7 protein-coding genes are annotated in these 11,677 nt (G+C 37.6%); all 7 read left to right on the top strand.

Annotated elements, in window-relative coordinates; translation table 11 throughout:
- Positions 1 to 96 precede the first annotated feature (96 nt).
- The 7 genes from fumC (at position 97) to C8N46_RS07895 (ending at position 11,665) form a co-directional block, all read left to right on the top strand.
- Positions 97 to 1,494, top strand: a complete 1,398-nt coding sequence (gene fumC / locus C8N46_RS07925) for a class II fumarate hydratase (RefSeq protein ID WP_108114346.1) — start codon at positions 97 to 99, stop codon at positions 1,492 to 1,494.
- A 214-nt stretch (positions 1,495 to 1,708) separates the two neighbouring features.
- Positions 1,709 to 2,305: a hypothetical protein gene (locus C8N46_RS07920; RefSeq protein WP_108114345.1), complete on the top strand. Its 597-nt coding sequence runs from the start codon at positions 1,709 to 1,711 to the stop codon at positions 2,303 to 2,305.
- 199 nt (positions 2,306 to 2,504) lie between these two features.
- On the top strand, positions 2,505 to 6,197 hold the full coding sequence (gene purL / locus C8N46_RS07915; protein ID WP_108114344.1) for a phosphoribosylformylglycinamidine synthase: 3,693 nt from the start codon (positions 2,505 to 2,507) through the stop codon (positions 6,195 to 6,197).
- A gap of 185 nt (positions 6,198 to 6,382) precedes the next feature.
- Positions 6,383 to 8,158, top strand: coding sequence for an AMP-dependent synthetase/ligase (locus tag C8N46_RS07910; RefSeq protein WP_108114343.1), 1,776 nt, complete (start codon positions 6,383 to 6,385; stop codon positions 8,156 to 8,158).
- A 126-nt stretch (positions 8,159 to 8,284) separates the two neighbouring features.
- Positions 8,285 to 10,156, top strand: a complete 1,872-nt coding sequence (locus tag C8N46_RS07905; protein WP_108114342.1) for an eCIS core domain-containing protein — start codon at positions 8,285 to 8,287, stop codon at positions 10,154 to 10,156.
- Between the two features lie 3 nt (positions 10,157 to 10,159).
- The gene (locus C8N46_RS07900; RefSeq protein WP_146169764.1) at positions 10,160 to 11,011 is read left to right on the top strand and encodes a hypothetical protein; all 852 of its coding nucleotides are present in this window, start codon (positions 10,160 to 10,162) and stop codon (positions 11,009 to 11,011) included.
- 189 nt (positions 11,012 to 11,200) lie between these two features.
- Positions 11,201 to 11,665 carry a MarR family winged helix-turn-helix transcriptional regulator gene (locus C8N46_RS07895; RefSeq protein WP_108114340.1) on the top strand — a complete coding sequence of 155 codons (465 nt, stop codon included), beginning with the start codon at positions 11,201 to 11,203 and terminating at the stop codon, positions 11,663 to 11,665.
- Positions 11,666 to 11,677: the final 12 nt, after the last annotated feature.

Here is an 11,677-nt window from a genome sequence, read left to right as displayed (position 1 = left end):
CGCCATGAAAATCCCCAAATTCGAGCGTGTTTTTCCCCTTTTTAATTCCTTGTCACACAAAAAAATCGTAATTTTGCCCTGCAAAAAACCAATCAGATGGAATACAGAATTGAAAAAGATACGATGGGCGAAGTAAAAGTTCCGGCAGATAAAATCTGGGGAGCACAAACAGAACGCTCAAGAAATAATTTTAAAATCGGCGCACCTGCTAGCATGCCGTTAGAAGTAATATATGGATTCGCTTATTTGAAAAAAGCCGCTGCGTTTACCAACTGCGAATTAGGCGTGTTACCTATTGAAAAAAGAGACTTAATTGCTGCGGTTTGTGATGAAATTTTAGCTGGAAAACACGATGACCAATTTCCGTTAGTTGTATGGCAAACAGGTTCTGGAACGCAATCCAATATGAACGTAAATGAAGTAATTGCCAACAGAGCGCATCAATTGGCTGGAAAGAAAATTGGAGAAGGCGAAAAAACCATTCAACCAAATGATGATGTGAACAAATCACAATCGTCAAACGATACCTTTCCAACAGGAATGCACATTGCCGCGTATAAGAAAATTGTAGAAACGACCATTCCAGGTGTCAAGCAATTACGCAATACCTTAAAGAAAAAATCAGAAGAATTTAAAGATGTGGTAAAAATCGGTAGAACACACTTGATGGACGCGACACCGTTAACGCTCGGACAAGAATTTTCTGGGTATGTATCACAATTAGATCACGGATTAAAAGCCTTACAAAACACTTTACCGCATTTAAGCGAATTGGCGTTGGGTGGAACTGCCGTTGGAACGGGATTAAACACACCGAAAGGCTACGCCAAACGTGTTTCGGAATTCATCGCGCGTTTTACCGAATTGCCTTTTGTCACTGCTGAAAACAAATTTGAAGCACTAGCTGCACATGATGCTATGGTGGAAACACACGGTGCTTTAAAACAACTAGCGGTTTCGTTAAACAAAATTGCGAATGACATTCGTTTAATGGCATCTGGACCACGTTCTGGAATTGGCGAATTAATCATTCCGGCTAACGAACCTGGAAGTTCTATCATGCCTGGAAAAGTAAATCCAACACAATGCGAAGCAATTACAATGGTATGCGCACAAGTCATGGGGAACGATGTTGCCGTAACGGTTGGTGGGACACAAGGACACTACGAACTCAACGTATTCAAACCAATGATGATTTACAATGTATTGCAATCGGCACAATTGATTGGTGACGCCTGTGTTAGTTTTGATGAAAACTGTGCGGCGGGAATTGAACCAAATCACGGAAGAATCAAAGAATTGGTAAACAACTCCTTAATGTTAGTCACTGCATTAAACACTAAAATCGGGTATTACAAAGCGGCTGAAATTGCCAATACAGCACATCAAAACGGAACAACCTTACGTGAAGAAGCTATCAACTTGGGCTACGTAACTCCAGAAGAATACGACGAATGGGTAAAACCTGAAGATATGGTTGGCTCTTTGAAGTAATTCTTTTTATAGAAAACAATTAAAAAGGTTCTTTGAAAAACTTAACATTGTAGTTAATACACTTGATGAGTTTTTTGAATGACCTTTTTTTAGTTGCTGGTTGTTGGTTGCTGGTTTTTTATTATTAAATTGTTATTAATAATCTTTACTTCAAATCAGAAAAATTGTAACTTTCATGCTATAATTACAATTAAAAATCTGAACAAAACACCTAATGATAAAAAGCAAACCTGCGAAACTCCATTGGAATTACTTTCTCTCAATTGAAACTGACTTAATAAAAACTAGCAGGTTTATTGAGTTTTGTGGAGATAATCTAGGGACTTACTCTATCGAACTAGCACGTATTTTGATTTCAGCATCATCAGAAGTTGATGTAATTCTGCGAGAAATATGCAATCTAATACTCAATGATGAAAGTGCAAACAATATAAACGATTACAGAAAAGTTATTCAACAAAACTTACCAGAAATAATTGATGAACCTGTTTTCATACATAGATATGGCTTAGAGTTCATTCCGTGGGAAAATTGGAATAATGATGAAAATCCAGATTGGTGGCGTAGTCATAACAAAATCAAACACCAAAGGAATGAGCATTTTAATATGGCAAATCTTCAAAATGCGCTTAATTCTGTTGGTGCATTACTTATTTGCGTGACATATTATTATCGTATGATTTTCCAAGAAAAAAATCGTGGTAGAAATATAATAATTGATTTAAACAAAACAACCGAATTATTAAAGCCTCTTCCTCAATTGTTCAAATTGAGAAATGATTATTACAGGCATCCTGTATATTTATATTAAATAATAATATCTTACTTTCTTAAAATCTAAAGGTCTAAAAGGTGAAATCAACTCCAAAACACCAAAAGCAAAGCGATACCAAAAAATGTTCAAAACAATGTAAATAACTCCAAAATTATCATCGAAAATAATACTCTAAAATCTAAGTAAAAAAATGTAAATTTGCCTTTTCTAAACAACAACACACAAAAACTACATAATGATTCATTTCTTTGGAAACGTACACAGCAAAGTATTTGCTGTTCAAACAGTAAAAGAATTATCAACAGAAAACGTTGCAAAGCTGAACTGGCTTTTTGGCAACACCGCGAAAATCGAACAAGCATCATTGGATGCTTTTTTTGTTGGTCCTAGAGCTGCCATGATTACACCTTGGAGTACCAACGCAGTCGAAATCACCCAAAACATGGGCATTGAGGGCATCATCCGAATTGAAGAATTTAAAGCAGTTTCGGAAGATTTTACAGAGTTTGACCCTATGATTTCCCAAAAATTCAACGGTTTGCATCAAAATACGTTTACGATTGCTATTGAACCAGAAGCCATTTTGGAAATTGACAATATTGCTGCGTACAACGAACAAGAAGGATTGGCGTTAAGCTCCGAAGAAATTGACTACCTGAACAATCTCGCCAAAAAACTCAACAGGAAACTTACGGATTCTGAAGTATTTGGCTTTTCACAAGTAAACTCAGAACACTGTCGACATAAAATTTTCAATGGAACCTTCGTGATTGACGGCGAAGAAAAACCTACGTCGTTATTCAAACTCATCAAAGAAACTTCGAAACAACATCCAAACGATATTGTTTCAGCATATAAAGACAATGTTGCCTTTATAAAAGGCCCGAAAGTCGCCCAATTTGCGCCAAAATCTGCTGACAAACCTGACTTTTACGAAGTGCAAGAATTTGATTCTGTCATTTCGTTGAAAGCGGAAACGCACAACTTCCCTACTACGGTTGAGCCGTTTAACGGAGCCGCTACAGGTTCTGGAGGAGAAATTCGTGACAGACTTGCGGGCGGACAAGGTTCATTGCCATTGGCAGGAACAGCGGTGTATATGACGGCCTATTCGCGTTTAGAAGAAGAAAAAACTTGGGAAAAAGTAATGCCAGCGCGCGATTGGTTGTACCAAACTCCAATCGATATCTTAATAAAAGCATCAAACGGAGCTTCGGATTTTGGAAATAAATTTGGACAACCGTTAATCTGCGGTTCAGTGTTGACCTTTGAGCATGATGAAGCTTCTGACAATTTAAACGTGACTTCAAGAAAGTTGGGCTATGACAAAGTCATCATGCAAGCGGGCGGAATCGGCTATGGAAAAGCGTCACAAGCGATTAAACATACACCAAAAATAGGTGATAAAGTTGTGATTTTAGGTGGTGAAAACTACCGAATCGGAATGGGCGGCGCGGCAGTTTCGTCTGCAGATACGGGCGAATTCTCTACAGGAATTGAATTGAATGCGGTACAACGTTCCAATCCTGAAATGCAAAAACGCGCAGCAAATGCCATTCGTGGGATGGTGGAAAGCGAGGAAAATTATATTGTTTCTATTCACGATCACGGTGCAGGTGGCCATTTGAATTGTTTGTCGGAATTGGTGGAAGAAACGGGTGGAAAAATTGATTTGGATAAATTGCCTGTGGGCGATCCAACCCTATCTGCAAAAGAAATCATCGGAAACGAATCACAAGAACGTATGGGATTGGTCATTGCAGAAGAACATTTAGAAACACTGAATAAAATAGCACAACGTGAACGTTCGCCAATGTACACCGTTGGAGATGTGACAGGCGATGACCGTTTTACGTTTGAATCTGCCACCAAAGGCGACAAACCAATGGATTTGGCTTTGAGCGATATGTTTGGAAGTTCGCCAAAAACCATCATGACCGATTCTACGGTTTCGCGACAATATGCGCCTCTTCAATATAATACAACCGAATTTGAGAACTATCTCACGCAAGTGTTACAACTAGAAGCCGTTGCCTGTAAAGACTGGTTAACCAACAAAGTAGACCGTTGTGTCGGTGGAAAAGTTGCCAAACAACAATGTGCCGGACCGTTACAATTACCACTAAACAATGTGGGCGTAATGGCGTTGGATTATGCTGGAAAAGAAGGCATTGCAACTTCTGTAGGACATGCACCAATTGCTGGATTGATAAGTCCAACAGCAGGAAGCCGAAACGCTATTGCAGAAGCCTTGAGTAATATTATTTGGGCACCGTTGAAAGATGGTTTGAAAAGCGTATCGCTTTCCGCAAACTGGATGTGGCCATGTAAGAACGAAGGAGAAGATGCGCGTTTATACGAAGCGGTTTCTGCCATTTCAGAATTTGCGATTGACTTGGGAATCAACGTGCCAACAGGAAAAGATTCCTTGTCGATGAAACAAAAATACCCAAATGAAGAAGTCATTTCTCCAGGAACGGTAGTCATTTCTGCGGCAGCCAATTGTAACGATATTACTAAAGTGGTAGAACCTGTATTTCGTAAAAATGCAGGTGATATTTATTATATCAATTTGTCTCAGGACGATTTTAAACTCGGAGGAAGTTCGTTTGCACAAACCTTACATAAAATAGGCAACGAAACACCAACAATTGTAGATGCTGCGCAGTTTAAAAAGACGTTTAATGTGATGCAAGAACTTATCAAGCAAGATAAAATTGTGGCGGGACACGATGTCGCTTCTGGCGGATTGATAACAACACTCCTTGAACTTTGCTTTGCAGACAACAATGTAGGCGCCAACTTGAACTTTGATGCGTTGAACGAAGCAGATTCTATCAAATTATTATTCTCAGAAAATAACGGAATCGTTTTTCAGGCAACTGACAATTCGGTAGAAAATATATTGAACGACGCTGGAATTACCTTTTACAATCTAGGAAAAGTTACCGAAAGTGATCGTGTCAACATTAAAAATCAAGAAGATAAATTTAGCTTGAGTATTTCAGAATATCGTGATATTTGGTATAAAACCTCGTTCCTACTCGACCAAAAACAAACGGCAAATGGTTTGGCAAAAGCGCGCTATGAAAACTATGCCAATCAACCCTTAACATATACTTTCCCGAAACACTTTACAGGAAAACTAGCAGATGTCACTTCGAGCGCAGTCGAGAAGCCAAAAGCAGCTATTATTAGAGAAAAAGGAAGCAACAGCGAGCGCGAAATGGCAAATGCGATGTATTTGGCTGGTTTTGATGTAAAAGATGTACACATGACCGACTTGATTTCGGGACGTGAAACGTTGGAGGATATTCAATTTATTGGTGCCGTTGGTGGATTTTCTAATTCAGATGTATTAGGTTCTGCCAAAGGTTGGGCAGGTGCCTTCTTATACAACGAAAAAGCCAATACAGCGTTGAAAAATTTCTTTAAACGCGAAGACACACTTTCGGTCGGAATTTGCAATGGTTGCCAATTATTTATGGAATTGGAAGTCATCAATCCGGAGCATGAAGTTCACGGAAAAATGACCTACAACGATTCTCAAAAACACGAAAGTGCCTTTACTTCGGTAAAAATTCAGGAGAACAATTCGGTAATGCTTTCGTCCTTGGCGGGAACGACCTTAGGAGTGTGGATTTCGCATGGAGAAGGAAAATTTAAGCTTCCGTACGAAGAAAGTAAGTATCAAATCGTAGCAAAATATGGTTATGAAGGCTATCCTTCCAATCCGAATGGTTCTGACTTTAACACTGCCATGCTATGCGATGCTACAGGAAGACATTTGGTAACGATGCCACACATTGAACGTTCTACATTTCAGTGGAATTGGGCAAACTACCCAGAAGGTCGCAACGATGAAGTTTCGCCATGGTTAGAAGCCTTTGTCAATGCTAGAAAGTGGATTGAAGCGAAGAGTAAATAATTCATTATCAATAAATAACATTCCAAAAGACTTGCCTAACAGCGAGTCTTTTTTGTATACATTCGCAACACAAATCACAAATACTTACAGATTTCTTAAAAAAAACACAGCGATTTTTAACATTCTCTTGAAAATGGTTGACAATTTTCATAATTTGCAACTTCATACATAAACCAAATCAGAGCATGACGAATGTAACCCGATTATTTGATTTTCCATACTATCAACTTGACAATTATCCTTTAGCAAAAGCGCTCACATCCTTTAAAGATGGAAAGTGGACTTCCATTTCAACGCAAGAATATCTCAATCAAGCCAATGCTATCAGTAGAGGTTTGTTGCGTTTAGGAGTAAAACCGAATGATAAAATCGCCGTCATATCCACCAACAATAGAACGGAGTGGAATGTGATGGACATTGGTGTGTTACAAATTGGCGCGCAAAATGTTCCGATTTATCCAACCATCGCCAAAGAAGATTACGAATATATTTTAAATCATTCAGAAGCGATTTATTGCTTTGCGTCGGATGAAGAAATTGTTGAAAAACTTAACGCCATCAAAGGCAATACAAAATTGAAAGGCATATACACTTTTGATGAAGTTGCGGGCGAACACAATTGGACAGAGGTTTTAAAGCTTGGAGAAGACACGAGTAATGACGATGAATTAAAAGCTAGAAAAGATGCTGTAACACCAGAAGACTTAGCAACTTTGATATACACTTCTGGAACTACAGGAAAACCAAAAGGCGTAATGTTAGCACACAGCAATTTGGTATCAAATGTCATAGATAGTCAAAAGCGCGTTCCACTACATATTGGACAAGCAAGAGCTTTGAGTTTCTTGCCTGTATGTCACGTATTTGAACGCATGATTTTATATTTATACCAATACTGTGGCATTGAAATTTTCTTTGCAGAATCTATTGAGAAAATTAGCGATAACCTAAAAGAAGTCAAGCCAAACGTCATGACAGCTGTTCCGCGTTTGTATGAAAAAGTATATGACAAAATTTACGCCAAAGGAGCGGATTTAACAGGCATCAAAAAGAAACTATTCTTTTGGGCAATTGAGCTCGGATTGCAATACGAACCGTACGGTAAAAACGGATGGTGGTATGAATTTAAACTTAAAATTGCTCGTAAACTTATCTTTAGCAAATGGAAAGAAGGTTTGGGCGGAAACTTAGAGTTAATGGTTTCTGGAAGTGCGCCATTACAAGCGCGATTAACGCGTGTATTTGCCGCAGCAGGAATTCCAATCATGGAAGGATATGGATTAACGGAAACGTCACCTGTAATTTCTGTAAATGACCAACGCAATGGCGGATTCCGAGTAGGAACCGTAGGACGCGTGATTGACAATGTAGAAGTCAAAATTGCTGAAGATGGTGAAATCTTAGTAAAAGGACCAAACGTTATGCAAGGCTATTACAAAGATCCTGAGAAAACTGCTAGCGTGATGACTGATGGATATTTCCACACAGGAGATATTGGAGAAGTCAGTGCGGATGGTTTCTTAAAAATTACCGATCGTAAAAAAGATATGTTTAAAACATCGGGAGGAAAATATGTCATTCCTGCATTAATCGAAAACCGTTTCAAACAATCGCGTTTCATAGAACAAATCATGGTGATTGGAGAAGGTGAAAAAATGCCAGCAGCGTTAATTCAGCCAAACTTCGAATTCATCAAAGATTGGATAAAAAAGAAAGGCAAAAACATCGGTTCGTCCGAAAAAGAAATCTGTGCTTCTGAGGAAATCATCGCACGAATTCAAAAAGAAGTAGATGAAGCCAATAGTCATTTCGGGAAGTGGGAACAAATCAAACGCTTCGAACTCATTCCAAAAGTATGGTCTATTGACGGCGGCGAACTCACGCCAACCATGAAAATGAAGCGAAAAGTCATCAAAGAAATCTACAAAGACTATTGTGATAAAATTTATGATAGAGCTTAACTAAATATCGAAAACCGTTCAACTAATTTGAGCGGTTTTTTCTTTTATGATATTTAGATTAGGGTGTTTATCCTCTTTTTTTATGTTTGTAAATATGGTAACTATGTGTTTTTACACAACTAAAGAATGTTTGCACAAAGTCTACAAGGAAATAAACAAACGGGGAAAGCCAACAAAAATGCTTCGCCTACAACTTCATTTATTCCTAAAAAGAATGCTAAAAGCATAAGTGCTCCTACGTTCATTCAACCCAAATTAAAAGTAGGACAACCTAATGATAGTTACGAAAAAGAAGCAGATACAATTGCTACAAAAGTTGTTACTATGTCTAAGCCTCCTGAAAACCTAGAAAGTACTGCCAACACTATTTCTACTATTCACAATACAAAACCTCAACGAAAAATACTAGCAGATAGCATCACTCCTATCATACAAAAATCGAGTAATACATCAGAAAATAATTCGCCTTCAGGAAGTATCAGTCAAAAACTAAACAGCAAAAATGGAAAAGGTGATCACATGGATGCTACAACCAAAAATTACATGGAAAGTAGATTTAGTGCAAGCTTTCAAAATGTGCGCATTCACAAAGACCACGATGCTGTTCAGATGAGTCAAAGTCTAGGTGCGCGGGCATTTACCAATGGAAATAATATTTACTTTAACAAAGGACAATACGCACCAAATTCACAATCAGGAAAACACCTATTAGCACATGAACTTACACATACCATTCAACAAAAAGGAGCAAATTCTATACAACGCACCATCATACAAAAGCAAGATGCAGAAAGTGATGAGCTACAACGATTACGAGAAATATTAGGTTATTTTGACATTCCTGAAAATGAAGTCATTGCTATTTTTGGAAGTCTAAATGCTGCTGAATCCAACATAGCCTTAAATGATAATACGCTCAAGGTACAAGCCGCTTCTGCCTTAGATAACAATGAAATGTTTACCGCCATGCGCTATAATGATGGAGCTATTAAAAAACGATTGGAATGGATGTTTTATGAAGGTACTAGTTGGGAAGATGTACAAACCATGCTCACAGAAAACACACAAGATGTAGCTACCATTCGAAGTAGCACTACCATGCGAGGGTATTTTGCTGGAATTTGCGATAATGATACCATGGTAGAAGCCGTAGAGGCTTTGGGCGGCGATCTAAACTTTCAATTAAACTGGATGGCTTTTGAAGGTGCAAGTACCGAAAATGTGTACCAAAAAATTAGGACCGCACCTGATGGAGAATTAACGACAACTTTAGCTGATACCGACACATTAGCACAATTGGAAAGTGATTTTTCTGAAAGTACCTATAACCGAATTGTGCAAATGCTCAATGGTTTACTCGTTTGGGAAGAAATTGACACAGACGCTACTGAACGTCATTTTGAAGATGATGATGGTGATGGAACTTGGGAAGAAAAAGAATATGCTTGGGATGTAAATTATGACATCGAATACCATCGTGATCGACTAAAAATAATTGTTCGAATTGAATTGGATGGAGAAACCGTTCCTGCAGCCACAAAGTCAAGTTGGCTTGCTGGAATTAGAAGCCGTTGGAATGGACATTTTCACATTCAAGGACCAAGACGTTTAGCCATAGAATTTGATCCTGTATTTACGGATGATGACAATCATATTTCTGTGGAAGTACATTCAGGAAGTGGACGCGCAAATAGGAGCAATTGGTATTTATCGAGTTCTACAAACACTATTGCTCATGAGTTTGGTCATATAATTGGTTTAGAAGATGAATATCGTTTGTCTACAGCAGAATATACGCGATTAATAGGTTCAAGTCCAACGGCTGCTGGAAGCACAGCAACTACACATGCTGCTTCAAGCTCGTTTACAGCTTCTGATTCTGTTATGGGAGTTAACACTCAACGAGTTCATCGAAGACACTTATCTTCATTTGTAAGTTGGTTAAATAGCAATAGATTACCTGGAGAAAGCGTTTATAGACTAATGAATGGACCATAAATCATGAAAAAATATTACTTCAATAAAATATTGCTTTTTCTTTTTTTTATTCTGAACTGTTCTTTTGTGAAACCAAACACAATGCAAATAACACAACCAATATTAAAATTTTCCATAAATGGTGGTGCTCCACCAAATACTGCTGTTTCAATTCATATTTCGAAAAATAGGCAAGTTATAGTATTTGTTGAAAATGGATGGCCAATTCTTGAAAACACCTCAGAAGTTGGCGTGTATAAGTGTATGCTTTCGCGAGAAGAAACTCAGCAACTTTATAAAAATATAGAAAATGTAAACGCTGTAGAAGGTTTCTACGGTGAAAAACTACCTGGAAGTCTTAGATATCACTTGACGCTCTTTGATACAACAAAAAGTAAAAAAATACAATGGGGGCATTTTGCAAAAATCCCAAAGGAACTACAAAACCTGAGCAAGTCACTACAAAAACTCATCAAAAACAGTCTACAATTTAAGCATCAAACAATCACAGCTTCTTTCAATATTACAAAAAACAATGCTACAATTTCATTACATAATTCGGGAAAAGTTCCGATTACACTATTGGTTCCAAAAGAAGAAATTCTAAAAAAACGCATGCTTCTAGTTTCACAAATCAGTCGTGAGGAGTATTTGCTAGATGTTCCACGAATATATGGTTCAGCTTCACCGTTTGATTATCAATTTTTTAAAAAAAAGAGGACCATCAAACCTACTGAAACAATAACTTTCAATAGTAGCATTCAAACAGAAAAGACAGAAAAATATTTTGCAATTATAGAAGCGCAGTGGGAAACAATTGAATTTATAAACAAACGAACTTTTCCGCTGCTACTGGTAGCAGCAACTCAAAACTAGCACTAATTACTCATATATTAATTTTATTCAAAAAAGCACAAGTCAAACTGTAAAATCTGCAATAAAATGTGCTTTAAATATAAAACTCCTACTCCAACTCCTAAAATTTTAGCAAATTCATAAAATAATTTTTTATTTTTATTATGCATGCATAGTATTTTTTCATATATTTGAAGCACAAACAACTATATGAAAGAAAAAACAATAGATCATGTAATGCGAGCTACATGGCAAGCCATCTCCAAAATGTATAATGAGGAGGCAGGAAAATATGGCAGTACCATGGCTACAGGATTCACATTACTTAGCATTGATCAAGAAGAAGGAACACCATCTACCGCGCTCGGCCCGAAAATGGGCATGGAAGCCACGAGTCTGTCACGTACCTTAAAAGGTATGGAGGAAAAAGGACTCATCTACAGAAAAAAGAATCCTAAAGATGGTAGAAGCGTATTAATCTGTTTAACAGAATTTGGCAAAGAAATGCGAGCTGTTTCTAAAACGACGGTTTTGCGTTTTAACGATGCCATTCGCGCGAATATTGAACAAGAAAAATTAAAGCATTTCTACGAAGTTTCAGAAATCATTCTAGAACTCATCAGCAATAAGAAAATATATGCTGAAGAAGACGTAGAAGCTACTGTAGATAAATAATACGAATCAACA

Source organism: Kordia periserrulae, assembly GCF_003054265.1.
GTDB lineage: Bacteria > Bacteroidota > Bacteroidia > Flavobacteriales > Flavobacteriaceae > Kordia > Kordia periserrulae.
Note: the sequence above shows the minus strand (reverse complement) of the source record. Positions and strands in the feature narration are given on the sequence as shown.

What these genes read in the sequence shown, in the direction of transcription:
- C8N46_RS07895 (WP_108114340.1), top strand. Translation starts at nt 11,201, where the DNA reads ATGAAAGAAAAAACAATAGATCATGTAATGCGAGCTACATGGCAAGCC.
- fumC (WP_108114346.1), top strand. Translation starts at nt 97, where the DNA reads ATGGAATACAGAATTGAAAAAGATACGATGGGCGAAGTAAAAGTTCCG.
- C8N46_RS07910 (WP_108114343.1), top strand. Translation starts at nt 6,383, where the DNA reads ATGACGAATGTAACCCGATTATTTGATTTTCCATACTATCAACTTGAC.
- purL (WP_108114344.1), top strand. Translation starts at nt 2,505, where the DNA reads ATGATTCATTTCTTTGGAAACGTACACAGCAAAGTATTTGCTGTTCAA.
- C8N46_RS07900 (WP_146169764.1), top strand. Translation starts at nt 10,160, where the DNA reads ATGAAAAAATATTACTTCAATAAAATATTGCTTTTTCTTTTTTTTATT.
- C8N46_RS07905 (WP_108114342.1), top strand. Translation starts at nt 8,285, where the DNA reads ATGTTTGCACAAAGTCTACAAGGAAATAAACAAACGGGGAAAGCCAAC.
- C8N46_RS07920 (WP_108114345.1), top strand. Translation starts at nt 1,709, where the DNA reads ATGATAAAAAGCAAACCTGCGAAACTCCATTGGAATTACTTTCTCTCA.